The sequence below is a fragment of the Sphingomonas sp. genome (assembly GCF_017744835.1).
Taxonomy (GTDB): Bacteria; Pseudomonadota; Alphaproteobacteria; order Sphingomonadales; family Sphingomonadaceae; genus Sphingomonas.
In genome coordinates, this window is the sequence record NZ_JAGIAM010000004.1 from 431,956 (window position 1) to 458,064 (window position 26,109).

A 26,109-nucleotide genomic window follows, 5' to 3' on the forward strand; every position below is an offset into this window, starting at 1 on the left:
CATGACCGAATATGTGAGCGTCACCGAAGACATGCCGCAGGCCCGCACGGGCGCGATCAAGCTCCACGGGCCCGAGGGGTTCGAGGGGATGCGCAAGGCCGGCCGGCTGGCCGCAGAGATCCTCGACGCGCTGGTGCCGCATGTGGTGCCTGGCGTCAGCACCGCCGAGCTCGACGACATCGTCCGCACCATGACGGTGGCGGCGGGCGGCGTGCCCGCAACGCTCGGCTATCGCGGCTACACGCACAGCTGCTGCATCTCGATCAACCATGTCGTCTGCCACGGCATCCCGAGCGAGAAGACGCTCAAGGACGGCGACATCGTCAACATCGACGTGACGCCGATGCTCGGCGGCTGGCACGGCGACACCAGCCGCATGTATCTGGTCGGCGACGTGAGCATCAAGGCGCGCCGGTTGGTGGACGTGACCTATGAATGCCTGATGCTCGGCCTCGAGCAGGCCAAGCCGGGCAACCACCTGGGCGACATCAGCCACGCGATCCAGCGTCATGCCGAGAAGCACCGCTACGGCGTGGTCCGCGATTTCTGCGGCCACGGCCTGGGCCAGGTCTTCCACGATGCGCCCGAGGTCGTCCATGTCGGCCGCCCCGGCACCGGCCCCGAGCTGCGTCCGGGCATGTTCTTCACCGTCGAGCCGATGATCAACATCGGACGCCCCGACGTGAAGCTGCTCGATGACGGCTGGACCGCGGTGACGCGCGACCGCTCGCTCTCGGCGCAGTTCGAGCATTCGATCGGCATCACCGAAACGGGCTGCGAGATCTTCACCAAGAGCCCCAAGGGGCTGGACCGCCCGCCCTATTGAGGCCGTCGCTTGCTGCACCCCGGTAAAGGCCGGGGTACAGAGATGGGCAACCGCCGGACGCCAATGGGGAGCAGCCGCCGTGCCGCTCCCCTCTTCGTTTCAGCGCTTCGGCCTCAATGCGACTGGTACGGCCGCCCCGACTGGATCAGTCGCTGGCGCGCGGTATTCCCCGGCACCGCGATGTGGGTCGCGGGGTCATATTCCTTGCCCACCGCGGGGCTGCCCTGCGGCACCCAGATCTCGACCACCGTGTTGGTGTAGCTCTGCGGCAGATAGCGGACGTAATAGCCGTCCGGATGCATGCTCCAGCGGCCCGAGGGAATGTCCTGGCTGCCCGGTCCGATCCCCGCGGCACCCGCGAGCACCGCGACGCGCTCGAGCTCGGCGAAGCTCGTGCCCGGCGAAGTGAGCATCCGCCGCAGGTCGGCCTCGGCCTGGAGCACCTGGCGCACGCCGCTCGGCAGATTGTCGGCTAGCGGCCCTTCGGTCAGCATGCCCAGCGCGCTGCGGTTGAGGCTGGCGAGCTGGCGCGGCGTCAGCAGCCGCGCCGCGACTGCCTTGTGCTCGGTCGAGAGGTCCTCGAACTTGGCGCGCGCGATGATCGCCCAGAGCAAAGTCTGGATGTCGTGCTGATCGATCTCGGGATGGTTCACCGAGTTGCGCACGATCGTCATGACCGCGTCTTCGGCCGGCCCTTTGGGCGGCGCATAGATATAGCCGTCGCCGCCGCCCGGCCCGTGCGTGCCGGCCTTCAGGCAATAGCTCTGGTCGTGGAAGCGATAATAGCCGGGCTGGAGCACGAAGCCGCCGTTGGGCGTGCGCTGCAGCGTCATCAGACTGCGCTCGGGCTCGCGCGGCGTGAAGCCGTCCTTGTCGGGCACCGACCATTTGGCGTCGGGCAGGCTGGTGGTGATCGGCGCCTTCTCAAGGCTCGGCAACGATACGCCCGCCTTCTTGACCAGCTTCCCCAGTCCCCCGAACTGCGCTTCCGCCGGGTTCGCTCCCAGCAGCAGCACGGCAGCGGCGGCAAGCGCCGCAAACGTCGTGCGGATCCTCATCGATCTTCTTCCCATCGCATTGTGAATGCGAAGCCCCCGGCGTCGCGTGACAGTGGCTTAATACACCTGTCGACTGAAATCCAATACAGCTTTTGCTTGGGACCTATGCCCGACAGTTAATCGCCGCTTCCGGCAACTTGACGGAAGTCGCAGACGAGTCGCGTTTTACTGCGATCCGTCGGAATTTTCGGAAAGAATCGCGCTCACGCCGCCGCGGCCGCACGGCTCCTCGGGCATGCGGCACGTGCCGCCGAAAGCAGCAGGACGCTGCCCGCTGCCCAATTGCTAGGCACTTGTATGCGCCGTCGCGGCGTGCGACCGCAGGGCTTCCCTGTGGAATCGCTCTTGGCACGCTTGTTGCCAGACGCGCGATGGCGGGGAGTGCCTCAGTCCTGTCCTGTGTGGGGGTCGACGTGAAGAAGATCGAAGCGATCATCAAGCCGTTCAAGCTCGATGAAGTGAAAGAAGCGCTGCACGAGGTGGGCGTCTCCGGAATCACCGTCACCGAGGCCAAGGGCTTCGGGCGGCAGAAGGGCCATACCGAACTCTATCGCGGCGCCGAATATGTCGTCGACTTCCTGCCCAAGGTGAAGCTCGAAGTCGTCGTCGAGGATGCGCTGGCCGATCGCGTGGTGGAGGCGATCGCCACCGCCGCCCAGACCGGCCGCATCGGCGACGGCAAGATCTTCGTCATCCCCGTCGAGACGGCACTCCGCATCCGCACCGGCGAGCGTAACGAAAACGCTATTTGACGCGGCGCAGCGCTGTGCCAATTGCGCCCGCGAGCGCGTAATTTTATTGCCCGATTCGTCGGGCGCACGAAAGAGAGCGAAAGGGTTTTAAGATGGCGAATTCGGCCAGTGACATCCTGAAGATGGTGAAGGACCAGGAGATCGAGTGGATCGACCTGCGCTTCACCGATCCCAAGGGCAAGTGGCAGCACCTGACCATGGTGGCGAGCGTGCTGGGCGAGGACGAGCTGACCGACGGGCTGATGTTCGACGGTTCGTCGATCGAGGGCTGGAAGGCGATCAACGAGTCGGACATGATCCTCAAGCCGGACCTCGACGCCGTCTGGGTCGATCCCTTCTCGGCCACCCCGATGCTGATCCTGGTCTGCGACATCGTCGAGCCCTCGACCGGCGAGCTCTACGCCCGCGACCCGCGCTCGACCGCGAAGCGCTCGGAGGCGTACCTCAAGTCGCTCGGCATCGGCGACACCGTCTATGTCGGCCCCGAGGCCGAGTTCTTCATGTTCGACGACGTCCGCTTCGAGAACAGCTACTCGACCAGCTATTACGCGATCGACGACATCGAGCTGCCGGGCAATTCGGGCAAGGAATATGAGGCCGGCAACCTCGGCCACCGCCCGCGCGCCAAGGGCGGCTATTTCCCCGTCGCGCCGGTCGACTCGGCGGTCGACATCCGCGGCGAGATGGTCTCGACGATGCTCGAGATGGGCCTGCCCTGCGACAAGCACCACCACGAAGTCGCCGCCGCGCAGCACGAGCTCGGCCTGACCTATGGCACGCTCGTCCAGACCGCCGATCGCATGCAGATCTACAAGTATGTCGTGCACCAGGTGGCGCATGCGTACGGCAAGACCGCGACCTTCATGCCGAAGCCGATCAAGGAAGATAACGGCTCGGGCATGCACACCCACATCTCGATCTGGGAAAAGGGTGCCAACACCTTCGCGGGCAACGGCTATGCCGGCCTGAGCGACGCCTGCCTCTATTTCATCGGCGGCGTCATCAAGCACGCCAAGGCGCTCAACGCCTTCACCAACCCGACCACCAACAGCTACAAGCGCCTGGTGCCGGGCTATGAGGCGCCGGTGCTGCTGGCCTATTCGTCGCGCAACCGCTCGGCTTCGTGTCGCATCCCGTACGGTGCGGGCACCAAGGCGAAGCGCGTCGAGTTCCGCTTCCCGGACGCGCTGGCCAATCCGTATCTCTGCTATGCGGCGCTGCTGATGGCCGGCCTCGACGGCATCCAGAACCGCATCCATCCGGGCGACCCGATGGACAAGAACCTGTACGACCTGCCGCCGGCCGAGCTGGCGGAAGTGCCGACGGTGTGCGGCTCGCTGCGCGAAGCACTCGACAGCCTGGAAGCCGACATGGACTTCCTGCTCAAGGGCGACGTCTTCTCGAAGGACCAGATCGCGGCCTATGTCGATATCAAGCGCGCCGAAGTCGCCCGCTGGGAAATGACGCCGAGCCCGGTCGAGTACGACATGTACTATTCGGCCTGAGCTTCACGGCTTCGACAAAACAAGAGGGCGTCCGGAGTGATCCGGGCGCCCTTTTGCTTTTACCCGCTTGGCGCAGCGGCCCCTCGCCCCTAGCCTCGCGCGCATGAAGCTCCTCTCGCTCGCGGCCCTCGCCATGCTCCTCACCACTGCCCCCGCCACGGCCCAGCTCTCGCGCCAGGAAAGCGCGATGATCGCCGCGGTGGAAAAGGACGGCGACGCCACGCTCGCGCTGCTCGAGCGGATGGTGAACCAGAACAGCGGCACGCTGAACCTGCCGGGCGTGCGCGCGATGGGCGACATGCTGCGCCCCGAGTTCGAGGCGCTGGGCTTCAAGGTCGAATGGATCGACTTGCCCGAGACCAGGCGCGCCGGCCATTTCCTCGCCACGCACAAGGGCAATGGCCGCGGCAAGCGCATGCTGCTGATCGCGCACCTCGACACGGTGTTCGAGCCGACCTCCCCCTTCCGCACCTTCCGCCGCGAAGGCGACAAGGCGATCGGCCCGGGCGTGGTCGACGACAAGGGCGGCATTTCGGTGATCCTCGCGGCGCTCCGCGCGATGCACGCCGCGGGCACGCTCAAGAATGCCGACATCAAGGTGATGCTCACCGGCGACGAGGAGAAGACCGGCGACCCGATCCCGGTCTCGCGCGCGCCGCTGGTCGAGGCGGGCAAATGGGCCGACGTCGCGCTCGAGTTCGAGAATCTGGCGCACGAGAACGGGCAGGACTTCGGCACCGTCGCGCGGCGCAGCGCCAACAACTGGACGCTCACCGCCACCGGCCGCACCGGCCATGGCGGCGGCATCTTCAGCCCCGAGACCGGCTATGGCGCGATCTACGAGATCGTCCGCGTCCTCGACGCGTGGCGCCAGGCGCTTCCTGAGGAGAACCTCACCTTCAACGTCGGCGTGATCGGCGGCGGCACCCCCGCGACGATCGACGCCGACGGCGTGCGGATCGAGGCGAGCGGCAAGACCAACGTCGTCCCCGCCGCCGCGATCGCGCGCGGCGACCTGCGCAGCCTCACGCCCGAGCAGGACGCGCGCGTCCGCCAGGCCATGCAGGCGATCGTCGACCAGCACCTGCCCGGCACCTCGGCGACGCTCAGCTTCCAGGACAATACCCCGCCGATGGCGCCGACCGAGGGCAACCGCGCGCTGCTCACCCGGCTCAACCGCGCCAACCGCGACATGGGGCTACCCGAAATGGCCGAGTTCCCGCCAGCCAAGCGCGGCGCCGCGGATTCGAGCTTCGTCGCGGCCTATGCAGACACGCTCGCGGGCATGGGCCCGATCGGCGGCAACCTCCACGCCGAGGGCGAATGGCTCGACATCCCCAGCCTGGCGCTCCAGGCCAAGCGCAGCGCGATCCTGATGAGCCGCTTGGCCGCGGAGAAGCGCTGATCCTCGCGTCGAGGCACGGTGCGACTATCCCCGCGCGCGATCGACCAGCCAGATCAGCGCGATCAGCGCCAGCCCCACGCCCAGCCCGGCGACGAAGCCCATCGAGGGCTGGCCGCGCAGCGCGCCCAGGACGGTGCCGGCGATCAGGCTGAGGGCGAGGAGCGAGCCGCCGGCGAGCGGCGCGCGGGAGGGGGTGTTGGCCATGCGCGGGGCTTTGCCACGTCCCGCTGCGGGACGCCACCTGTCCCGTTGCCGAACAGGCGGCACGGCTCCGGGGGCATGGTTAGCGCGGCTTCACCTTCGTGATCCGCGGCCCTGGCCGAAGGCGCGATCGTGGCACGGCTGTTGCCTGAATCGCGGCCCCGAGTTTCCGGAGCCTGCATGGACGAAATCCTCTATCTCGGCGATCGCGGCGACGTCGCCGACGCCACTGCGCTGATCCGCGAGTTCGGCGAGGACGCCTGTTGGGAAGCCGCCGCGCGCGCCGAACACAGCCGGGCGCTGGGCAACCACATCCACTTCTGCCGCTGGCGCCAGATCGAGCGGCTGGTGACGCTGCTCGCCGGCGAGGAGGTGATGGGAACGGTGCACTAGGTCGTGTACCCATAAACGACCGCTTTCGGCGCAAGGGGCCGAACGGCTGGGATCGGGTGGGAAACGGACATTTGGTGTGGCCTAGCGACGCCTCCACGTTTGAAAGGCAAACCACACAATCACCACCGTGACCGGCACTTGGAATGCCATCTCAAACCAATACGAACCCGGGTGAATGGCCCGATCCGAAGGGCCCCCGGTTTTGTGGATCGCCACACCGCTATAAAGTTCCCAACAGACCCCAAGCGTTGTGAAAATCGCTAGCGCAGTTACGATCAGCCGAGCCTGTTTGGATTTGATGGGGTTGGCGGCCATCGGGCCACAATGACCGCTCGTCTCACATTCGCCAAGTGGCAGCTTTCGGTTGCGTGAGCGGACCGGCAGCTCTTGGCTTCCGCCCCGTGGACGGGCAGCTTTGCGGCGAGGTGCGGCGGAAGCGGCCCTTCAGGCACCGGCTTCATCCAGCGAGAAGGTCTCCCGCTCAATTTCCATTATTGCACCCCGCATACGCTCGTGAGCGCAGTCGAAGTGCGCGTAAATCGTCTGCGTCGGCGCTTCTACGGCCTCTCTCCATAGGGCGCTCAGACCAACATGAAGCGCGTCGGTATGCTCGCGCGAGATGCCGTTGCCGCAGAACCAACATTCGTAGCCATCGCCAAGCAGCACGTTTGCCAGACCCGGATTCGTGTCCACGGCAGTCAGCATTTCCTCAAGGGCGGCACGATCACCGGCTGCCAGAGCTTCATCAAAGGCGGGAAGCAACCCCGCAGCAAAAAGCCGCTCGTTCAGCGTCATTCCAGAGACTCGTTCCTCGCTCATCGGTGGATGCTAGCGTCCGCTTGCAGGCAGCACCACCGCAGCCATAAACGGCAACCATCGGGACACTTGCCGACGGGCTGCTTTATGAGTCTACGGCCTGAAAAGGCCGCCAGCGGCCGGAGCCTCGGCCCGGCTGGTGTGTTGTGAGGCGACCGTCATGCTACCCAGGCCCTGATGACCACTCCCCAGATCCTCTCCGTCGCGGTGCTCGCGGCAATGATGCTGCTCTTCGTCTGGGGACGCTTCCGCTACGATCTCGTGGCGATCATGGCGCTGCTCGCAGGGCTGGCGGTGGGGATCGTCAAGCCCAAGGATGCCTTTTCGGGCTTTTCCGACGACATCGTGGTGATCGTCGCCTCGGCGCTGGTGCTGTCGGGCGCGGTGCAGCGATCGGGTGTGATCGAGCGCGCGATGCTGACGCTCCAGCGGCGAGTGAAGCGCGTACAGGGCCAGTTGCTGCTGCTCACCGCGAGCGTCGGCTTCGCCTCGGCGCTGGTCAAGAACATCGGGGCGCTGGCGATGATGATGCCGGTGGCGATGCAGACGGCGAAACGATCCTCGACCACGCCCGCGGTGTTCCTGATGCCGATGTCGTTCGCGGCGCTGCTAGGCGGACTGATCACGCTGATCGGCACCTCGCCCAACATCATCGTCAGCCGCGTGCGCGAGGAGATGACCGGCGAGCCGTTCCGCATGTTCGACTATGCGCCCGTGGGGCTGGGGCTCACCGCGGCGGGGCTGATCTTCCTGGCTTTCGGCTATCGCCTGCTGCCGCGCAACCGCCGCGCGGCGCCGACGCTGGGCGAGGCGCTCGACATCCAGGACTATGTGACCGAGGCCGAGATCCCCGCGGGATCGCCTGCGGTCGACGAGACGGTGGCCGACTTCCACCGGCGCCACGAGCATGAAGTGACTGTCACGGCGATCCTGCGCTCCGACATCCGCAGCGTGCCCTTTCCCGACACGGTGTTGGCACCCGAGGACCTGCTGATCCTCGCCGGCGCGCCAGACGCGCTCGAGCGGGTGATCGCCGCCGACGGCCTAGAGCTCGAGGGTCAGCATCGCGAGCGCCCGGCGGGTTCGGGCCGCGAGGTCGGCGTGATCGAGGCAGTGGTCGGCACCGACAGCCCCCTGCTCGGCTTCACTGCCGGCGAGCTCGAGCTGCACGAACGCTTCGGCCTCAATCTGATCGCCGTGTCGCGCCAGGGCGAGCGGCTCGCCGAGCGGCTGGGCGACATTGCGCTCTCGGCGGGCGACGTGGTGGTGCTGCAGGGCCCGATGGAGCTGCTGTTCGAGCGCCTCAGCGACCTCGGCTGCCTCCCGCTCGCCGAGCGCACGCTGCGACTCGGAAGCGCGCGCAGCCGCTATCTGCCGCTGGCGATCCTGGCGGTGGCGATGGCCGCGACGGCGAGCGGCTATGTGCCCGTCGCGGTGGCCTTCTTCGCGGCGGCGGCGCTGGTGGTGCTGAGCGGCGCGCTGCCGGTGCGCGAAGCCTATGGCCATATCGAATGGCCGATCCTGGTGATGCTCGGCGCGCTGATCCCGGTCAGCGACACGCTGCGCAGCACCGGCGCCACCGAGCTGATCGGCGCCTGGCTCTCGAGCGTCGCCGCGACGCTGCCGCCCTGGGGCGCGGTGGCGCTGATCCTGGCGGCGGCGATGGCGGTGACGCCGTTCCTCAACAACGCCGCGACGGTGCTGGTGATGGCGCCGATCGCCGCGGCCTTCGCGAGCGGGCTCGGCTATCGGCCCGACGCCTTCCTGATGGCGACCGCTGTCGGCGCGGGGTGCGACTTCCTCACTCCGATCGGGCACCAGTGCAACACGCTGGTGATGGGCCCCGGCGGGTACAAGTTCGGCGACTATGCCCGGCTCGGCGCGCCGCTGTCGCTGCTCGTGCTGGTGCTGGGGACGCCGCTGATCCTGTGGGTGTGGCCGGTGTGATCCCTTTGATTCCCCTCCCTGAAAGGGAGGGGAATTGGTTCTAGGCGAACGCCCCCACCATGGCCTTCACTTCGAGGAACTCCGCTAGCCCGAACTTGCCGTATTCGCGGCCGTTCCCCGATTGCTTGTAGCCGCCGAAGGGCAAGCTGGGGTCGGGCTGGCCGCCGTTGACATAGACCATGCCGGCCCGCAGCCGCGGGGCGACGCGCTTCACTCCCTCGGCATCGCCGAAGACCATCGCCGAGAGGCCGTAATCGGTGTCGTTGGCGATGCGGACCGCGTCTTCCTCGTTGTCATAGGGGATGATCGTGACCACGGGGCCGAAGATCTCCTCGCGCGCGATGGTCATGTCGTTGCGCACGTTGGAGAAGAGCGTCGGCTTGACGAAATAGCCGGTGTCGATCCCGTCGGGCCGGCCGGGACCTCCGGTCTCGAGCCTGGCGCCTTCCTCGAGCCCCTTGGCGATCAGCCCCTGGATCTTGTCCCACTGCGCCTTGTTGACGACGGGTCCGATGTGGCGGCCCTCCTCGGACGGCGCGCCGCACTGGGTGGCCTTCATCATCTCGGCGGCGATCGCGGCGGCTTCCTCCTGCCGGTCGCGCGGGACGAGCAGGCGCGCCGGGGCGATGCAGCTCTGCCCCGAGTTGAGCAGCACGCCGAACAAGGTGCCCTTCACGGCCTGGGCCAGGTCGGCGCTTTCGAGCACGACCGAGGGCGATTTGCCGCCGAGCTCCTGGTGGACGCGCTTGACGGTGTCGGCGGCATTCTTGGCGACCTGAATCCCGGCGCGGGTCGAGCCGGTGAAGCTCACCATGTCGACCTGCGGATGCTTCGAAAGCGCGGCGCCGACGCCCGGGCCGTCGCCCTGGACGAGGTTGAACACCCCCGCGGGCACGCCGGCGGCGTCGAGCACTTCGGCGAAGATCGCGGCGACGCCCGGCGCCTCCTCGCTCGGCTTGAGAACCATGGTGCAGCCCGCGGCGAGCGCCGAGGCGACCTTGGACACGATCTGGTTGAGCGGCCAGTTCCAGGGGGTGATCATCGCGACGACGCCGATCGCCTCGTGGACGACCAGGCTGTTGCCGATACGCTCCTCGAACTGGAATTCGCGCAGAGCCCGCGCGGCCGCGAGCAGATGGCCGATGCCGCTGCCGACCTGCGCGGTCTTCGCCAGCCCCAGCGGCGCCCCCATCTCCAGGCTCATCGCCTCGGCCATGTCGGCCGCGCGGGTCTTGTACGCCTCGACGATGCGGTCGAGCAGCGCCGCGCGCTCCTCGGCGCTCGTCCGCGACCAACTTTCGAATGCGCGGCGTGCCGCCGCCACGGCCTTGTCGACGTCGGCCTGCGAGCCGAGCATGATCTCGGTCACCGGCGCCTCGGTGGCGGGATTTATCACCTGATGCGGCGTGCCGCCCTCGCTCTCGACCCAGGCGCCGTCGATATAGTGCTTCAGGTAGCTGCGCATCCTCGCCCTCACGATTCGAAATTCGGGTATGGCGCCCAAGATGGCGGCTCTGCGTTGCGCACGCAAGTCGTCCGCATTTTGCCTGCTGCAATGCAACATGGATGTAACCAAGCGCGCGCAACGGCGACCCGGAACCGAAACAGGGGGAATATCATGTCGATCCGTTACGCGCTGCTCGCGCTCGCCAGTCCGCTCGCGCTGATCGCGCCCGCGCATGCGCAGGACGCCGCGCCGGCCGCGCCGCAAGGCGACGGCGAGATCGTGGTCACCGCGCAGCTGCGCGAGCAGCGGCCGATCGAAGTGCCCTTCGCGCTCACCGCCTATGAAGGCAGCTTCCTCCAGGACCTCGGCATCACCGAGTTCGACCGGCTCGGCCAGTTCGTCCCCGGCTTCGACGTGCAGAACCAGTCGCCTAACAATCCCGGCTTCGTGATGCGCGGCATCACGTCGGACTCGGGCACCGCGTACAACGAGCCGCGCGTCTCGGTCTTCCAGGACGGCGTGTCGATCTCCAAGTCGCGCGGCTCCTATGTCGAGCTGTTCGACATGGAGCGGGTCGAGATCGCCAAGGGTCCGCAGTCGACGCTCTACGGCCGCGGCGCGCTGATTGGCGCAGTCAATCTGGTCCAGGCCAAGGCTGACCCCGAGAACGGCTTCGGCTATCTCTATGGCCAGTACGGCAATTACGACGCGTGGCGGATCGATCAGACGGTCAACCTGCCGCTCGGCGGCGACGTCGGCCTGCGCGTCGCCTCGCGCATCCGCGAGCGCAGCGGCACGGTCGAGAACCTGCTCGGCGGCGAGGATTTCAACGGCATCAAGTCCGAGGCGGTGCGCGGATCGCTGCGCTGGGCGCCCGGCGCGCTGACCTTCGACCTGATCGGCAACTACCAGCACGACCGCGCCACCGGCACGTCGTTCAAGTCGATCGCCTATGATCCGACCGACCCGGTGACCGGCGCAGTGATCGGCGACCGCGGCCGCACTTCGGGCGCGGCGCTGGCGCCTGGCGCGGGGTTCGAGGGCGGCAAGCGGCTGGGCCTCGACCGCGACGTGTGGGGCGTGACCGGCATCGCCAACTATGAATTCTCGAGCCACCTGTCGCTCAACGCGATCGGATCGTACCGCGAGTTCGCCGGCATCGAGATCTTCGACGCCGACGGCATCTCGCTCCCTGCGCTCACTGCCGCCGAGGACGCGCAGGGCGACCAGACGATGGGCACGCTGCGCCTGACTTACAGCGACGACCGGCTGACCGCCTTCGCCGGCGGCACTTATTATCGCGAGAACGGCTTCCAGCGCACGCCGTCGCAGTTCGACGAGCGCGTGCTTCTCGCGCGGCTGACCAACACGCTGAACGGCGGCCCGGCGCTCCCCGGCCGCCCCGCAACCCAGCCGGCGCCGAGCGCAGTGTTCGGCAACACGGCCTTCACCGGCGCACTGCTCCAGGGCGTCGCCGCGGCCTATGGCGTGACGCTTCCGACGGCGCAGGCGCGCGCGATCGCGGCCAACCTCAAGCCCGGCCATTACGAGACCAGCACCAACTTCGGCCGCACCGAGAGCTGGGACCTGTTCGCCGACGCGACCTTCAACATCACCCCCGCCTTCCAGATCGGCGGCGGCGTGCGCTGGTCGCACGACGACAAGACCACCGGCTATCAGTCGGCGGTGCTCAACGGCCGCTCGATCCTGGGCGGCTTCATCGGCGCGATGACCCAGCCGGCCGCGACACGCACTGCGCTGCTCCAGGCGCTGGCAGCGCCGGGTGCCGCGACCATCCCGCCCTCGGCGCTCTTCCCGGTGCCGCTGTTCGGCCTGGGCGCGCAGCCGACCGGCACCAACGGGCAGCGCTATGACGCCGACCTGACCGATGACGGCTTCACCTGGCGCGCGATCGCCCGCTACGAGCTTTCGCCCGAGGCGAGCCTCTACGCCAATTACGCGCGCGGCCGACGTCCCGAAGTGCTGAGCGTCGCTCCGCCGGCGGCGCCCGGCGGCGCGGCCCGCTTCAGCGTGCTGCCGTCCGAGACTGTCGACAGCTACGAAGTCGGCGCCAAGACGGCGCTCGCCAACCACAGCCTCTTCCTCGATGGCTCGGCCTTCTATTACCGCTACGCCAATTTCCAGACGACCGAGCAGCAGGGCACGACCTTCGTCACGGTCAACGCCGGCCGCGCCGAGACCTATGGCTTCGAAGGACAAGTGACCTGGCGGCCGGCCGATTGGGCCAAGGTGTTCGGCACCTACGCCTTCAACCACAGCCGCTTCTCGAGCGGCGCGCGCGAAGGCAATCGCTTCCGCCTCTCGCCCGATCACAGCGCCTCGCTGGGCGTCGCGCTGAGCGTGCCCGCCGAGGGCGTGAAGATCGACTTCACGCCGAGCGTCACGTGGCAGTCCGAAGTCTTCTTCGACGACGACAACGATCTGCCCGGCCTGCAGGCGGGCAACCTCGTGCCCGACACGGTGCAGGACGAGCGCCAGGGCGGCTATGCGCTGGTCGACGCGCGGCTCGGCTTCGAGACGCCCAACGGCCGCTGGCGGATCGAGGGCTTCGTCACCAACCTGCTCGACAAGGCGTACATCAAGGACGCGGGCAACACCGGCGACAGCATCGGCATGCCCACCTTCATCGCGGGCGAGCCGCGCATGTACGGCGTCGCGCTGAGCCTGAAGATCGGCGACTAAGGCTCCTCTAGTACCCCGGTGAAGGCGGGGGCCCAGTTACGATCTCGTCTGGAAGGTTTTCCTGCCCGACCAGGCGTAACTGGGCCCCGGCCTTCGCCTGGCCGTCGGGCGGGCCCCTCAAACCAGCGCCCGGCTGAACCAGACCACGCGCCCGATCACTTCCACCTCCCCGCGCCCGCACAGCCGGGTCGGATAGACGGAATTGTCGCTCACCACTTCCACGCCGCCCACCGCCGGGCGCAGCCTTTTGACCATCAGCGTGCCGTCAAGGCGGATCACGAAGATCCCGCCCTTCCCCTTCACGTCGCGCCGGTCGCCGTCGACGAGTATCTCGTCGCCGTCGGATAGCGTCGGCTCCATCGAATCACCCTCGACGCGGATGATCGAGGCCGCCCCAGCGCGCACCCCCAGCGCGCGCAGCAGCGCGGGCGAGAGCAGCGCCGGCGCGCGCCGTGCCTCCTCCTCGGCGATCCGCCCCGGCCCCGCCGAAGCGCCGAGATCGAGCCGCGCCACTTCCACCAGCCCCTCGGGTGCCGGCCCGCCCAGCCGCGCATCGGGCACGCCGAAATAGCGCGCGAGCAGCGCCCGGTCGGCCTCGGCCAGCAGCCGCGGCGTCCCCCGCTTCAGATATTGCTGCAGATAGGCCGGGTTGCGCCCGATCACGCGCGACAGCTCGCTCAGGCTCGCGCCCTGCTCCGCCATCAGCGCCTCCAGCGCGGCCCTCTGCTCGTCACCATCCATGAATCATCCTTACCATAGGATTTTTCCTAGACAAGTAGGATTTGAGAACAAAACATGCACGTAACCGGCGACTCGGAGGAGTAAGGATGTGCGTGCAACGGAAGATCGAGAAGTTTCTGCGGCGGACCGACATGGCCCCGACGCGGTTCGGCCGGCTGGCCATCGGCGACCCCCGGCTCGTCCACGATTTGCGACGTGGGCGCGAGCCGCGGCCGCGCATGGTCGCGCGGATCGAGGCGTTCCTCGCCGCGCAGGAGCAGGCGCAATGAGCCGCGGCCCCGATGCCGCGACGCTGCTCGGGCGCGCGCTGGTCGCCGCGTCCGAGCGCGCGGGCTGCCCGGTGAGCCTCGCCGAATCGGACTGGACCCGCTGGGCGAGCGCCACCTTCACCGGCGCGCGGCACGGCATCACGCTGGTCGGCACGCATTCGAGCGCGCTCGACGCCTGGATCGCCGCGCTGCCCGAGGCCGAGTTCGCGCTGCACGGCCATCTCGTCGCCGATCTTCAGTTGGTGCGTGTCCGCCGCGCGGGCGCCGCGCTGACTGCCGAGATCGAAGTGCTGACGGTCGAGCGGCGCTGATGGCGGCGCGAAAACCCGGGGGAGGGTGTCGACTTTGTCCACTTCCGCGTGGGGCGGAAGCGGCGCGGTTCAGGCCTGGCGGGCGAGGTTGCGCAGCGTGACCAGCGCGTCCTCGAGCCCACGCTCGCGCTGGCGGCGCTCGACTCGCTCGGGGGCGGGCGCAGGTGCCGGCCCGGTCTCGCGCCCGCTCGCCAGCCCGTGGCGGATCATGCCGCGTTCGAGCCGCTCGAGCAGCGCATGGACGGACGCCTCGGTCTCGGGGCGCATGATGGGTTCTTCGGTCATCACGGGGGCCGTCACCGGAGCCTCGGCCGGCGCCGGCACATCGACGCTCGGGCGCACCGGCGGAGTCAGCTCGAAGATCTCGAAGCGCTCGCGAATCTCGGGCTGCGGCTTGGCGCGCAGCGGCGAAAGCTTGACTGGCGGCGGCAACGGCACGTCGGGGATTGCGTGCGGATCGAAGGCGGCGAGCGGCTGGGAGAAATCCTGCGGCAGCGCGCGCTCGGCGGGCTCGGGCTCAGGCACGACCACGGGGGCCGGCGCAACTTCGGGTTCGGGCGCCGGGCGCACTGCCACCGGCGCTTGGGGCACCAGGGATGCCTCGGCCGCGCGTCCGATCTTCAGCCCCTCCTCCGCCTGCTCGGCGCAGACTTCGAGGAAAGGCGTTCCCAGGTCGCGCATCGCGAACAGCGGCGGACGCGGCGGGGCGTCGGGATGCGCGTCGGCGCGGCGCAGCACCGGCGTGTTGAGCAGATATTCGTCGCTCTCGTCGGCCTCGGCCTCGACGCCCAGCGTGATCCCGCGCGAGCCGATCAGCACGAACAGCGCGAGCCAGGAGAAGCCGGCGACCACGCCGCCCGCGCCCAGCGCGAGCAGCGCCCGCGCGGTCGTGCCCAGCGGCGGCTCGGCGGCGGCGATCACTGCCGGAAGCCCGCTCGCCATCACCATGGATTCGAGCGTCGCGCCGGGGACGACCAGCGCGGCCGCCGCGGCGGCGACTCCCAACAGGGTGGCAAGGACGGGCGCGAGCGGCAGGTTCATGCGTTCACCGGGGACGTGGGCGACCAAGGGACGTTCATCGACTCTATCTTAGAAAGTTTTTGGTAAACAGAGTCATACCGAGCGACGTTTGACGCCCAGTTTCGTTCCGCCTCGACGAAGGCGCGGCCCCGGTCGCGGCGGGATTCCCAGCCTTGTTTCGCCTCGAAAAGCCCGGCGACCGAGCGGGCGAGCGCGGCGGGATCGTCGGGGGCGAAAAGCGTGCCGGTGTCGCCGTCGCGAATCAGCTCGCGGTGCCCGCCGACGTCCGATGCCGCGACCAGCCGGCGCTGCGCCATGGCCTCGAGCGGCTTCAGCGGCGTCACCAGGTCGGTCAGCCGCATGTGCTTGCGCGGATACACGAGCACGTCGACCAGGCTGTAGTAGCGCTCGACCTGATCGTGCGGCACGCGACCGACGAAGCGGATGCGATCGGCGACCGGAGAGGCCTCGGCCTGCGCCCGGAGCGCCGCCTCCATCGGCCCGCCGCCGACCAGCACCAGCCGCATCGATGGCCGCGCCGCGACCAGCGCGGGCATCGCCTCGATCAGCACGTCGAGCCCCTCATAGTCGTAGAAGGAGCCAATGAAGCCGATCGTTTCCGCCCCCGCGACCCCCAGCTCGGCCGCCAGCGCCGCATCATGCGGCAGCGGCTCGCCGAACAGGGTCAGGTCGACGCCATTGGGCGAGATCATGATCTTGCCCGGATCGACTCCGCGCGCCACCAGGTCGCGCTTCAGCCCCTCGCAGATCACCGCGACGGCATCGGCCTTGCGCACCGCCCGCGTCTCGAGCGCGCGCGTGGCGCGATACTTCAGGCTGCCCTCGCGCCCGGTGCCGTTGCCCACCGCGGCGTCTTCCCAGAAGGCGCGGATCTCATACAGCAGCGGCAGCCCCAGCCGGTCGGCCACGCGCTGCGCCGCCATCGCGTCGAGCACCGGCGAATGGGCATGGAGCACGTCGGGGCGCCACTTGCGCGCCACCGCTTCGATCCGCCGCGCGAAGGCCGCGACCTCGCGCAGCTCGCCGATCACCGGCGGACCCGAATTGACCCGCGGGGTGCGGTGGAATCGGATTCCGTCGATCGTCTCTTCGTCGGTGTCGAACTTGCCGTGCCGGCAGCCCGTCACCGCCGCCACCTCATGACCGTGCGCGATCTGGGCCTTGAGAATCGCTCGGGTCCGGAAGGTGTAGCCGCTGTGGAGCGGCAGCCCATGGTCGAGGATGTGGAGGATCCGCATGGCCGCCCTCTGCCACGCGAGCACTTAACGGCGCGTCAACTAGGTCGCGCTACACGAGGGCACGAAGGAGCGGCGGACGGGCAGATGATCGACAATTTCGCGCTTGGCCTCAGCCACGGCCTGATGCTGCTCGCCGCCTGGCTGCTGCTCCGCCGCCCCGATCTCGACCGCGAGTCCGGCCCGCACGACGTCGACCCCCGCAAGCGCCGCTGGGGCAAGCCCGGTGCGTGACTATGCCTTCGTCCTCTTCCTCGTCGCTCTTCTCGGCATGGGCCTGCGCCGGCCGTTCCTGTTCGTCCTCGCCTATGCCTATATCGACATCGTCTCGCCCCAGCGGCTGACCTGGCTGCTGCTCAATTCGATCCCGATCTCGCTGATCACCGTCGCGCTGGCGGTGCTCGGCTGGCTGGCGTTCGACGACAAGCGCGACGTCCGAGTCGCCCCGCGCCAGTTCCTGATCCTGCTGCTGCTCGGCTATTGCTGGTACACCACCGCCCATGCCGACTTCCCCGTCGACGCGAAGTTCAAATGGGACTGGGTGTGGAAGGCACTGGCCTTTGCCGCCTTCCTGCCGCTGACACTGCGTACCCGGCTGCGTATCGAGGCGCTGCTGCTGTTCATGGTGCTCTCGGCCGCCTCGATCATCATCGTCGGCGGGATCAAGACGATCCTCTCGGGCGGCGGCTATGGCGAGCTCAATCTGATGATCGACAATAATTCCGGGCTCTACGAAGGCAGCACCATCTCGACCGTCGCGATCGCGATCATCCCGCTGATCCTGTGGTTCACGCGCCACGGTACGATTTTCGCCCCCGACTGGCGGGTGAAGGCTTTCGCCTACGCCCTCGTCTTCGCCTGCCTGCTGATCCCGGTGGGCACTTCGACGCGCACGGGCCTGCTCTGCATCGGGCTGCTCGCGCTGCTGCTGCTGCGCGATGCCAGGCGCAAGGTCGCCTATATCGGCGCGCTCGGCTTCCTCGGCCTGATCGCGGTGCCTTTCCTTCCCTCGGCCTTCACCGAACGGATGGGAACGATCAAGACCTACCAAGCGGACTCATCGGCCTCGACCCGCCTCGCCGTGTGGCAGTGGACGATGGAATACGCCAAGTCGCATCCGATGGGCGGCGGGTTCGAGGCCTATCGCCAGAACCAGATCCGCTACGAGAAGGTCTCGGTGGTCGAGGCCGGCGGCCAGGCCACCGTGGCGCGCAGTCTCGAGGTCGATAAGGCCCGCGCCTATCACAGTGCCTATTTCGAGATGCTCGGCGAGCAGGGCTATCCCGGCCTGGCGCTGTGGCTGCTGATCAGCGCGATCGGCATCTTCCGCATGGAGCTGCTCCGCCGTCGCTACCGGAGCCCGGAGCCCGGGCTCGAGTGGGTCTCGCCGCTCGCCTCGGCGCTGCAGAGCGCGCACATCATCTACCTGCTCGGCGCCGCCTTCATCGCGATTGCCTTCCAGCCCTTCGTCTACATGCTGATCGGCGCGCAGATCGGGCTCGACACCTATGTCGCGCGCAAGCGAGCCGAGAGCGCGTGGCGCCCGATGCGCAAGCCGCAGCTGGCGCCGGCATGACTGAGCTCCGCGCCCTCACCTCGGCGCGCGGAATCGCGGCGTGGTTGGTCGTGCTCTTCCACTTGCGCCAGTCGATCGCAGGCCTGCCAGCGCCCGCCGCGGCGCTGCTCGGCAAGGGCTATCTCGCGGTCGACTTCTTCTTCCTGCTCTCCGGAATGGTGATCTGGCTCGCCTATGCCGATCGGCTGCGCGAGGGCGGGCTGCGCGCCGTCCCCGATTTCCTCCGCCGCCGCGTCGCACGCATCTGGCCGCTCCACGCCGTCATGCTCGGCGTGGCGCTGGCGCTGGCGCTGCTGCTCGCCGCCACCGGCCGCCCGGCGCCGCCATATCCGATGGCCGAACTGCCGCTCCATCTGCTGCTGCTCCAGAACTGGGGCTTCACCGATGCGCTCGCCTGGAACGACCCGGCCTGGTCGATCTCGTGCGAGCTCGGCGCCTATCTCCTCTTCCCGCTGCTCGCGCTGGCGATCGACTGGCGGCGCGTTCCCACCCCCGCCGTGCTGGCCGCGATCGCCGCCTTGCTGGTGCTGCTCCACGCCGTCTTCACCGCACGCTCCGCCGCCGACCTTGGCGAGGATATTCCACACCTGGGGCTGATCCGCTGCATTCTCGAATTCGCCTGCGGCACTGCGGTCGGCGCGCTCTGGCTGCGCTGGCACGGCGCGTGGCGGGCGCCCGCCGCCCTCGCCGCCTCGGCCGCGCTGCTCCTGCTGCTCGCGCCACTGGGCGAGACACTGCGCGTTCCCGCCGCCTTCGCCGCGCTGCTGCTCGCGCTCGCGCTCACCGCCGGCCGGAGCCGCAACCCGCTCGAGGCGCGGCCGCTCCACTGGCTCGGCGAGGTCAGCTATGCGACCTATCTCGCCCATTACCCGCTGTGGTTCGCCTTCAAGCTCGCGCTGGTCGCCGATCCGACCGCGGTCCCGCCTGCGCTGATTGCGCTCTATCTCCTCCTCGTCCTCGCCGCCTCGGCAACGCTCCACCATCTGCTCGAGCGCCCCGCCCAGCGCTGGCTCAACACCCTCCGCCTCGGAACGAAGGCCCCCTCCCGTGCATTCCCGATGCGCCGCGAGGAGGGCCGATGCCGCACGACGAAATCGTCTATGTCGATGATCAGCAACCGGGAATCACCCGTCGAAAGGTCCGCCACGGCTGGGGCTATTGGGGCCCGGACGGCGAGCGGATCACCGACCGCGACGAAATCGACCGGCTGAACGCCGTCGGCCTGCCCCCCGCCTACGTCAACGCCTGGTTCTGCCCCGATCCGCGCGGCCATATCCAGGCGACCGGCTATGACGAGAAGGGCCGCAAACAGTACCGCTACCACCTCGGCTTCCGCGAGGCGCAGGAAGCCGCCAAATATGATCGCTGCGCCGGCTTCGGCGAGCGCCTTCCCCGGCTGCGCGCGCAGGTCGAGAGGGACCTGAAGCGCCCCGGCGCCTGTCGCGAAAAGGCCATCGCCGCCGTCGTCCGATTGCTCGATCGCGGCACGATCCGCGTCGGCAACGAAGCCTATGCGCAGGAGAACAAGAGCTTTGGCGCCACGACGCTGCGCAAGCGCCACGCCCAGGTGAAGGGCCACACGGTCAGGCTCCAGTTCCGCGCCAAATCGGGCAAGATGCGCGCGATGACGATCACCGACGCCTCGCTCAGCCGCTTCGTCAAGCGCTGTCAGGACCTGCCCGGCCAGCAGCTCTTCGCCTGGCTCGACGATGCCGGCGAGGCGCGCCCGGTGACCTCGACCGACGTCAACGCCTATATCCGCGACGCGATGGGCGACGACTTCACCGCCAAGCATTTCCGCACCTGGGGCGCCAGCGCGATCGCCTTCGAAGCGCTGGCCACTGCGCCTGGCTATCTCGGCCTCAAGGCGATGCTCGAGCCGGTGACCGAAGCGCTCGGCAACACGCCTGCGATCGCGCGCAAATCCTATGTCCATCCGTCGCTCGTGAGGCTCGCCCGGGACCGCGAGGCGCAAGCCGCGTTCCGCGCACACTTGCGGCTGCCCCGCGCCACCCGTTACCTCAGCCGCTACGAACGCGGGCTGATCGCCTTCCTCGAGGGAGATGAGCCGGTGCAAGCAAAGGCTGCCTGACGAACCGCATGACCAACAAGACTGCCGCCACGCCGCTGCCCCTTCCCACGGGCGACGCCATCCAGGAACATACCACCACGCTGTTTCGCGAGAGCTGGTTCTGGGTCCAGGACAATTGGCTCGAGATACTGATCGCCGGCGGCATCGCCATCGGGATCGTGCTGCTGCTCTTCATGGTCCGCAGCTGGGCGCTCAAGCTGTGCCGCCGCGGCGACGGCGTGGGCCACTGGTACGCGATCCTGGGCCGCGCGGTCGGAAAGACCGGCAATCTCTTCATCATCCTCGCCGCGCTCCGGCTGGTCGCCGGCTATGCGCGCACGCCCGCCGTGCTCGACACCACGATCCACTTCCTCTTCACCATCTCCGCCGTGTTCCAGGGCGCGATCTGGGTGCGCGAGGTCGTCTTCGGGATGATCGAGCACCGCACAACGTCCGAAGGCTATCAGGACGCGGGCCTCGGGAGCGCGCTGGGCATCATCCGCCTGCTCGTCTCGATCGTGCTCTTCGCGATCGCCGTGGTGATGGTGCTCGGCAACCTCGGGGTCAACGTCACCGGCCTGATCGCAGGCCTTGGCGTCGGCGGCATCGCGATCGGCCTTGCCGCGCAGGGCATCTTCGGCGACCTGCTCGCCGCCCTCGCGATCATCTTCGACCGCCCCTTCCGCCTCGGCGACACGATCAAGTTCGGAACGAGCGAAGGCGTGGTCGAGGCGATCGGCCTCAAGTCGACGCGGATCCGCGGGCCGGCGGGCGAGGAGCGGATCGTCTCGAACCGCAAGCTGCTCGACAACGAGATCCTCAACAACACCAACCGCATCCGCAACCGGTTCAAGTTCCTCTTCAACCTCGGCTACGACACGCCGCCCGAGACGGTCGAGAAGCTCCCGGCGCTGCTGCGCGAAGCCGTCGAGGGCCAGGGCTACAAGCTCAACCACGGCGGCCTGACCGGCTTCGGCGCGAGCGGGCTCGACTATGACATCGAGTTCGAATCGCAGGGCGTCGATTTCCCGCCCGATGCACGCGACAAGGTCGCGGCGGCCGTGCTCGCCTGTTTCCGCAAGCACGGCATCACCTTCGCCTATCCGACCCAGGTCACGCTGCTCGGCCCGCAGGGGGACGTGCCGCCGCCTGCTTCCGAAGCATCCGACTGACCTGGGTCGGCCTGGGCGTCAGGCCTCGACGGGTGCCGGAATCCCGTGGGCGCGCAGGAAGTGAGTCCAGCCCTCGATCGTCATCGCGCCGCGATATTCGGCCTGCATTTCGGGCGTGAGCACTTCGATCATCCGCGTGCCCTCGAGCCACAGCTCGAGCACGCCGAAGGCGCCGCCGCGCTTGCGGTACTTGACCGGCCAGTCCTCGCGCTTGGCGATCGCGAGCACCTGCTCGACGTCCAGCGCCGTGGCCATTGCGAAGTGAGTCGACGAATGATCGCCGTTCGCGCCGATCCGGCCGTGCGCGTCGCTGTCGCCATCGCCCTGCACCAGCTCAGTGCCGCGCGGATAGACTTCGACCGCGCTGTTGCGATCGTCGCCGGCCATCGCAATCCAGCTCCCTTCGATCACCGGCGGGAACGGCGTCGCCACTCCGGCCCAGAGCTCCGCGATTACTTCCGCCACGCGCCGGGGGTCGGCGGCGTCGATCGATACGTGAAACAACATCCCTGATCTCCTGATTTCCTGTCTGTGCGTGCGCCCCTTTGTTGTGTGTGGTGCGCCCAATACGCCCGGCACAAACTGTGTCAATCTGGATTTGACACTTTTTGTGTCACGTTTATTGGGAATCCTATGCACAAACGGAAATTCCTCCTGAGCGACCCGGCGAAGCCCGAAACCCCCGACAATCCGCACACCCGCATCAAGATCGGCGACGCGCTGGTGGGGCTGCTCGCCGACGACGAGCGCGTGAACCACGACGCAGTCGCGGCGCGCGCGGGGCTCTCGCGCCGCACCGTCTATCGCTATTATCCCGACCAGGAATCGCTGCTCCGCGCGCTCCGCGAGCGCGTGACCAGCCTCGCCGGCCCCAATGTCCGTTATCCGCAGTCGGAGGCGGAGCTGCTCTCGACGCTACCGGCGATCTACGAGGGATTCGACCGGATCGCGCCCGTCGCCACCGTCATTCGCACCACGCCGCAGGGGCGCGCGGCGCGGCTCGCCGACCGCGAGGCGCGGGTCGCCGCCTATACTGCCGTCACCGCCGATGCCGTGAACGACCTGCCCGAAGAGGACCGCAAGCTGGCGACGGCCATGCTCCAGTTCCTGCACACCTCCGCCTGGCTCGAGATGCGCGACCAATGGGGGCTGGACGGCAGCCAGATCGCGCGCGCCTGCGGCTGGGCGATGCGCACGCTGCTCCGCGACCTGCGCGCACGAGGCGGCAGGCCGCTGGAACAGGAGGAAGACGCCTAGGTTGTATCGACATTCATCTCCCTTTCCATTCAGGGAGGGGAGGGCGTTACGCTAGCGCCGCCCCGCATCCCGCGCGACCAAAGGTCACACCAGGGTCACACTATCGCGGCCGTTCGAGCGGGGCCTGACCATCGACCGATCCGGCGGCGCGATGCCGGAAGTGGACACGGCGGAAGTGGACAAAGTGGACATCCCAACGCGGGCGCATGCGCGTGCGTACGTGCCTGTGCGCGCGCATGTGCGTGTGCGCGCGAGACGCCGATTATATTCAGATTGAGAAAGAGCGTTCCCGATTTGTTTCAGGCCAAATCCTATTTTGCAAGCGGCAAGATCGTGCGCCGGGGTGCCAGGTTGTACCGACATTCGTCTCCCCTCCCCAAAAGGGAGGGGAGCGCGTTAGGATGAACGTCGATTCGCCCTAGATCGCCTCTTCTTCGCCGCCGCGCCCAAACAGGCGCTTGAAGAAGCCGACAACGGCAGCCCCCGCCGCCGCCAGCCCGATCAGGATGACCTTGCCGAACTTGAGAAGGATCGCGAGCAGCCCGACCTTCTTCGCTACGGCTACCGCCGCGCCGCCGGCGACCAGCCCTGCAAGCCCATATTCGGCGCTACGGTCGGTCGAGGCATTGAAGTCGGCATAGGCCGCGCCGGGCTGGAAGCTGACCGCCTTGCCGAAGTCCTGCGCAGCGCCGCGCACTTCGGCGATCGACGACATGCCCGAGACCATGTTGAGGCTCAGCACGCCGGTGCGCCCCAGCAGCCGGACGTCGTAGTTGAGCCCATGTTCCGGCGCGCCGCCCTCGGCCAGCTCGCGCGCCCAGATCAGCGCATGGTTGGCCGCGTCATAGGCGGGCGGCTGCGCCCAGCCGACCAGCGTCAGCTCGGGGTAACCTGCCGTCTTGCGCTGCTGATTCTCCTCCGCCTCGCCCTTGCGCATGTCGGCCAGCACACCGTCATAGTCCTGCTTGTTGGCATCGGCGTCGGAGACATGGCCGCTGTCCTGATAGGTGATCACCGCGCCCCAGACGTTCTGGAATGCGGTGCTGTCCTTCTCGAGCACCAGGCCGAGCACGTCGCTCACGGCGTCGGGCGGGTTGCGCCACACTTCGACCAGCACGCGCCTGGCGTCGGCGGCGGGCAGGAAATAATAACGGTCGCCCAGGTGCATCACGGCCTTGGCCTCGGGAATGACCACGTCCCCGGTGCGCGGATGCAGGCTCTTCAGAAACTGTTCGGCGGCGGGCGACAGTTTTGCCTCCGCGCCCTTGCCGGCGCTTGCCGCGCTGCCTTCCTTCGCGAGTGCGATGCCCCCATCGCACGCGAGCGCCGTCGCCAGCGCCACTGCGCCGGCAAGCCACAATCTCCGCATTCCAACTTCCCCCCAGGCCGGGAATCGGCCGGCCCGAGTTCGCCAGCCAACATCCGCTTCGTCAAGTGGATGCGGCTTGGAGGACCCTTCTGGCACCGCAATCCGCGTATTTTTGAAATTCGAGTCTGGCGCCCTTCGCTATCGCATCGAGCCTTTTTAGTGGATCGGGTCCGCTCATCCCTTGCGAAGCACCGGCACCGCTGCCAAGAAGGGCGCGAATTCCGCTCGCGGCAAGGAAGACACGTGGACAGCATCACCGTCGAGCAGATGGCCGCCCGCATCGGCACCGAGCATGTGTCCGACTGGGTCGAGGTCACCCAGGCGATGATCGACCAGTTCGCCGAGGCCACCGGCGACCACCAGTTCATCCATGTCGATCCCGATCGCGCGGCGCAGACGCCCTTCGGCGGCACGATTGCGCACGGCTTCCTGTCGCTCTCGCTGATGCCGATGCTTGCCGCGCGCAGCGGCGTGCCCCGGATTGCCGGGGCGCGGATGGGGGTGAACTACGGCGGCAACAAGGTCCGTTTCGTCGCGCCCGTGCGTTCCGGCAAGCGCGTCCGCGGCCGGTTCACTTTGCTCAAGTTCGTCGAGCGCCAGCCCGGCACCTGGGAGCAGGTCCAGCAATATGTCCTCGAAATCGAAGGCGAGGAGAAGCCCGCGCTGATCGCCGAGTGGATCTCGTTGGTCTACGTGTAATTCAATCTGTCCCTCCCTCGTGCGGGAGGGGAGCGAAGAAGGAAAGAAGCCATGCGCTCCGCAGTGATCGTCTCCACCGCCCGCACTCCGATCGGCCGTGCCTATCGCGGGGCGTTCAACAACCTTCCCTCGCCCACGCTCGGCAGCCACTCGATCCGCGCCGCGGTCGAGCGCGCGGGGCTGGATCCGGCCGAGGTCGACGACGTCGTATTCGGCGCCGCGCTCCAGCAGGGCGCGCAGGCGAGCAACATCGCGCGCACCGCGCTGCTCCGTGCCGGGCTGCCCGTCACCGTCGCCGGCATGTCGGTCGACCGCCAATGCGCCTCGGGCCTGATGGCGATCGCCACCGCGGCCAAGGAGATCATGGTCGACAATATGGACATCGTGATCGGCGGCGGCGTCGAATCCATCAGCCTCGTCCAGACCCCGCAGATGCGCGTCCAGCCCGATCCCGAGCTGCTCGCGATGCACAAGAACATCTACATGCCGATGCTCCAGACCGCCGAGGTGGTCGCCGCGCGCTACGGCATCGGCCGCGAGCGTTGCGACGAATATGCGCTCCAGTCGCAGCAGCGCACCGCCGCCGGCCAAGCCGCGGGGCGCTTCGACCAGGAGATCATCCCCGTCACCGCGACGATGAACGTCGTCAACAAGGAGACGAAGGAAGTCACGAGCAAGGAAGTCACCCTGGCGAAGGACGAGGGCAATCGGCCGGACACCACCGCCGAAGGTCTCGCCGCGCTCCAGCCGGTGCTCCCGGGTGGCACCGTCACCGCCGGCAACGCCAGCCAGCTCTCCGACGGTAGCGCCGCCTGCGTGCTGATGGAGGAGAAGACCGCGGAGAAGCGCGGGCTCCAGCCGCTCGGCCGCTATGTCGGCATGGCCGTCGCCGGCACCGAACCCGACGAGATGGGCATCGGCCCGGTGTTCGCCATCCCCAAGCTGCTCGACCGGTTCGGGCTGAAGATGGACGACATCGGCCTATGGGAGCTCAACGAGGCCTTCGCCGTCCAGGTCCTCTACTGCCAGGACAAGCTCGGCATCCCCAATGACCTGCTCAACGTCAACGGCGGCTCGATCTCGATCGGCCACCCCTATGGCATGACCGGGGCGCGCTGCACCGGCCATGCGCTGATCGAGGGCAAGCGCCGCGGCGCGAAATACGTCGTCGTGACGATGTGCATCGGCGGGGGACAGGGCGCGGCAGGGCTGTTCGAGGTGCTGTAACAGCACCAGCGCCCCGGGCCGATCGCGCCGGAAAAGCTGCGGAGTCCAACGGGCTTGCGTAATTTCCCTGCGGTTTCTAGCATTTTGA

At 68.1% G+C, this 26,109-nt stretch carries 26 protein-coding genes; 17 read left to right on the forward strand and 9 right to left on the reverse strand.

Features of this window, described 5'->3' with window-relative positions:
- Nucleotide 1: 1 nt before the first annotated feature.
- Complete coding sequence (gene map / locus J7500_RS14860) at nucleotides 2–826, forward strand: type I methionyl aminopeptidase (RefSeq protein ID WP_294062622.1); 825 nt, start codon at nucleotides 2–4, stop codon at nucleotides 824–826.
- A gap of 113 nt (nucleotides 827–939) precedes the next feature.
- Here the strand turns inward: map and J7500_RS14865 are convergent, their stop codons facing one another.
- Nucleotides 940–1,884, reverse strand: a complete 945-nt coding sequence (locus tag J7500_RS14865; protein ID WP_294062623.1) for a hypothetical protein — start codon at nucleotides 1,882–1,884, stop codon at nucleotides 940–942.
- Between the two features lie 413 nt (nucleotides 1,885–2,297).
- On the opposite strand from J7500_RS14865, the gene J7500_RS14870 reads away from it, so the two are divergent.
- The 3 genes from J7500_RS14870 (at nucleotide 2,298) to J7500_RS14880 (ending at nucleotide 5,546) form a co-directional block, all read left to right on the forward strand.
- Nucleotides 2,298–2,636 carry a P-II family nitrogen regulator gene (locus tag J7500_RS14870; RefSeq protein ID WP_294062624.1) on the forward strand — a complete coding sequence of 113 codons (339 nt, stop codon included), beginning with the start codon at nucleotides 2,298–2,300 and terminating at the stop codon, nucleotides 2,634–2,636.
- A gap of 92 nt (nucleotides 2,637–2,728) precedes the next feature.
- The gene (glnA, locus tag J7500_RS14875) at nucleotides 2,729–4,141 is read left to right on the forward strand and encodes a type I glutamate--ammonia ligase (protein ID WP_294062625.1); all 1,413 of its coding nucleotides are present in this window, start codon (nucleotides 2,729–2,731) and stop codon (nucleotides 4,139–4,141) included.
- 103 nt (nucleotides 4,142–4,244) lie between these two features.
- Complete coding sequence (locus J7500_RS14880) at nucleotides 4,245–5,546, forward strand: M20/M25/M40 family metallo-hydrolase (protein WP_294062626.1); 1,302 nt, start codon at nucleotides 4,245–4,247, stop codon at nucleotides 5,544–5,546.
- A gap of 24 nt (nucleotides 5,547–5,570) precedes the next feature.
- Here J7500_RS14880 and J7500_RS14885 read toward each other — a convergent pair whose 3' ends face one another.
- Nucleotides 5,571–5,750, reverse strand: coding sequence for a hypothetical protein (locus tag J7500_RS14885; protein ID WP_294062627.1), 180 nt, complete (start codon nucleotides 5,748–5,750; stop codon nucleotides 5,571–5,573).
- A 177-nt stretch (nucleotides 5,751–5,927) separates the two neighbouring features.
- Here J7500_RS14885 and J7500_RS14890 point away from each other — a divergent pair, with 177 nt between their 5' ends.
- A complete protein-coding gene (locus J7500_RS14890; protein WP_294062629.1) occupies nucleotides 5,928–6,140 on the forward strand; it encodes a hypothetical protein in 213 nt (70 codons plus the stop codon).
- Nucleotides 6,141–6,584: 444 nt separating this feature from the next.
- Here J7500_RS14890 and J7500_RS14895 read toward each other — a convergent pair whose 3' ends face one another.
- Nucleotides 6,585–6,935 (reverse strand): hypothetical protein, encoded by a 351-nt coding sequence (locus tag J7500_RS14895; protein ID WP_294062630.1) that lies wholly within the window; start codon nucleotides 6,933–6,935, stop codon nucleotides 6,585–6,587.
- A 198-nt stretch (nucleotides 6,936–7,133) separates the two neighbouring features.
- On the opposite strand from J7500_RS14895, the gene J7500_RS14900 reads away from it, so the two are divergent.
- On the forward strand, nucleotides 7,134–8,903 hold the full coding sequence (locus tag J7500_RS14900; RefSeq protein WP_294062631.1) for an SLC13 family permease: 1,770 nt from the start codon (nucleotides 7,134–7,136) through the stop codon (nucleotides 8,901–8,903).
- Nucleotides 8,904–8,943: 40 nt separating this feature from the next.
- Here the strand turns inward: J7500_RS14900 and J7500_RS14905 are convergent, their stop codons facing one another.
- Nucleotides 8,944–10,368, reverse strand: coding sequence for an aldehyde dehydrogenase family protein (locus tag J7500_RS14905; RefSeq protein WP_294062633.1), 1,425 nt, complete (start codon nucleotides 10,366–10,368; stop codon nucleotides 8,944–8,946).
- A gap of 153 nt (nucleotides 10,369–10,521) precedes the next feature.
- Between J7500_RS14905 and J7500_RS14910 the strand changes: the two genes are divergently transcribed.
- Nucleotides 10,522–13,053, forward strand: a complete 2,532-nt coding sequence (locus tag J7500_RS14910; protein ID WP_294062634.1) for a TonB-dependent receptor — start codon at nucleotides 10,522–10,524, stop codon at nucleotides 13,051–13,053.
- 117 nt (nucleotides 13,054–13,170) lie between these two features.
- On the opposite strand, the gene J7500_RS14915 is transcribed toward J7500_RS14910, so the two are convergent.
- The gene (locus J7500_RS14915; protein WP_294062635.1) at nucleotides 13,171–13,794 is read right to left on the reverse strand and encodes a LexA family transcriptional regulator; all 624 of its coding nucleotides are present in this window, start codon (nucleotides 13,792–13,794) and stop codon (nucleotides 13,171–13,173) included.
- 86 nt (nucleotides 13,795–13,880) lie between these two features.
- Between J7500_RS14915 and J7500_RS14920 the strand changes: the two genes are divergently transcribed.
- Nucleotides 13,881–14,063 carry a hypothetical protein gene (locus J7500_RS14920; RefSeq protein WP_294062636.1) on the forward strand — a complete coding sequence of 61 codons (183 nt, stop codon included), beginning with the start codon at nucleotides 13,881–13,883 and terminating at the stop codon, nucleotides 14,061–14,063.
- On the forward strand, nucleotides 14,060–14,374 hold the full coding sequence (locus tag J7500_RS14925; protein ID WP_294062637.1) for a hypothetical protein: 315 nt from the start codon (nucleotides 14,060–14,062) through the stop codon (nucleotides 14,372–14,374). Before J7500_RS14920 ends, J7500_RS14925 begins: the two co-directional genes overlap by 4 nt.
- A gap of 69 nt (nucleotides 14,375–14,443) precedes the next feature.
- On the opposite strand, the gene J7500_RS14930 is transcribed toward J7500_RS14925, so the two are convergent.
- Together J7500_RS14930 and J7500_RS14935 are read right to left on the reverse strand one after the other, a co-directional pair.
- On the reverse strand, nucleotides 14,444–15,415 hold the full coding sequence (locus J7500_RS14930; protein ID WP_294062638.1) for a hypothetical protein: 972 nt from the start codon (nucleotides 15,413–15,415) through the stop codon (nucleotides 14,444–14,446).
- Entirely contained in the window at nucleotides 15,412–16,653 is a 1,242-nt protein-coding gene (locus tag J7500_RS14935) for a TIGR04063 family PEP-CTERM/XrtA system glycosyltransferase (RefSeq protein ID WP_294062639.1), read from the reverse strand. Before J7500_RS14935 ends, J7500_RS14930 begins: the two co-directional genes overlap by 4 nt.
- Nucleotides 16,654–16,737: 84 nt before the next feature.
- On the opposite strand from J7500_RS14935, the gene J7500_RS14940 reads away from it, so the two are divergent.
- Genes J7500_RS14940 through J7500_RS14960 form a run of 5 tightly spaced genes read left to right on the forward strand, consistent with a single transcriptional unit; the run spans nucleotide 16,738 to nucleotide 21,469 of the window.
- Nucleotides 16,738–16,884: a hypothetical protein gene (locus tag J7500_RS14940; protein ID WP_294062640.1), complete on the forward strand. Its 147-nt coding sequence runs from the start codon at nucleotides 16,738–16,740 to the stop codon at nucleotides 16,882–16,884.
- Nucleotides 16,877–18,226: a putative O-glycosylation ligase, exosortase A system-associated gene (locus J7500_RS14945; RefSeq protein WP_294062641.1), complete on the forward strand. Its 1,350-nt coding sequence runs from the start codon at nucleotides 16,877–16,879 to the stop codon at nucleotides 18,224–18,226. Before J7500_RS14940 ends, J7500_RS14945 begins: the two co-directional genes overlap by 8 nt.
- Nucleotides 18,223–19,437: an acyltransferase gene (locus J7500_RS14950; protein ID WP_294062643.1), complete on the forward strand. Its 1,215-nt coding sequence runs from the start codon at nucleotides 18,223–18,225 to the stop codon at nucleotides 19,435–19,437. Before J7500_RS14945 ends, J7500_RS14950 begins: the two co-directional genes overlap by 4 nt.
- A complete protein-coding gene (locus J7500_RS14955; protein ID WP_367112988.1) occupies nucleotides 19,350–20,318 on the forward strand; it encodes a DNA topoisomerase IB in 969 nt (322 codons plus the stop codon). The genes J7500_RS14950 and J7500_RS14955 overlap by 88 nt, the downstream gene beginning before the upstream one ends.
- Before the next feature lie 8 nt (nucleotides 20,319–20,326).
- Nucleotides 20,327–21,469, forward strand: coding sequence for a mechanosensitive ion channel family protein (locus J7500_RS14960; protein ID WP_294062644.1), 1,143 nt, complete (start codon nucleotides 20,327–20,329; stop codon nucleotides 21,467–21,469).
- Nucleotides 21,470–21,487: 18 nt separating this feature from the next.
- Here the strand turns inward: J7500_RS14960 and J7500_RS14965 are convergent, their stop codons facing one another.
- Complete coding sequence (locus J7500_RS14965; protein WP_294062645.1) at nucleotides 21,488–21,976, reverse strand: hypothetical protein; 489 nt, start codon at nucleotides 21,974–21,976, stop codon at nucleotides 21,488–21,490.
- Between the two features lie 126 nt (nucleotides 21,977–22,102).
- On the opposite strand from J7500_RS14965, the gene J7500_RS14970 reads away from it, so the two are divergent.
- A complete protein-coding gene (locus J7500_RS14970; RefSeq protein WP_294062646.1) occupies nucleotides 22,103–22,726 on the forward strand; it encodes a TetR/AcrR family transcriptional regulator in 624 nt (207 codons plus the stop codon).
- Between the two features lie 418 nt (nucleotides 22,727–23,144).
- Here J7500_RS14970 and J7500_RS14975 read toward each other — a convergent pair whose 3' ends face one another.
- Nucleotides 23,145–24,095 (reverse strand): DUF2167 domain-containing protein, encoded by a 951-nt coding sequence (locus J7500_RS14975; protein ID WP_294062647.1) that lies wholly within the window; start codon nucleotides 24,093–24,095, stop codon nucleotides 23,145–23,147.
- A gap of 267 nt (nucleotides 24,096–24,362) precedes the next feature.
- Between J7500_RS14975 and J7500_RS14980 the strand changes: the two genes are divergently transcribed.
- Both J7500_RS14980 and J7500_RS14985 read left to right on the forward strand, forming a co-directional pair.
- Complete coding sequence (locus J7500_RS14980) at nucleotides 24,363–24,794, forward strand: MaoC family dehydratase (RefSeq protein ID WP_294062696.1); 432 nt, start codon at nucleotides 24,363–24,365, stop codon at nucleotides 24,792–24,794.
- Between the two features lie 51 nt (nucleotides 24,795–24,845).
- Nucleotides 24,846–26,021: an acetyl-CoA C-acyltransferase gene (locus J7500_RS14985; RefSeq protein WP_294062648.1), complete on the forward strand. Its 1,176-nt coding sequence runs from the start codon at nucleotides 24,846–24,848 to the stop codon at nucleotides 26,019–26,021.
- The last annotated feature ends 88 nt before the right edge of the window (nucleotides 26,022–26,109 follow it).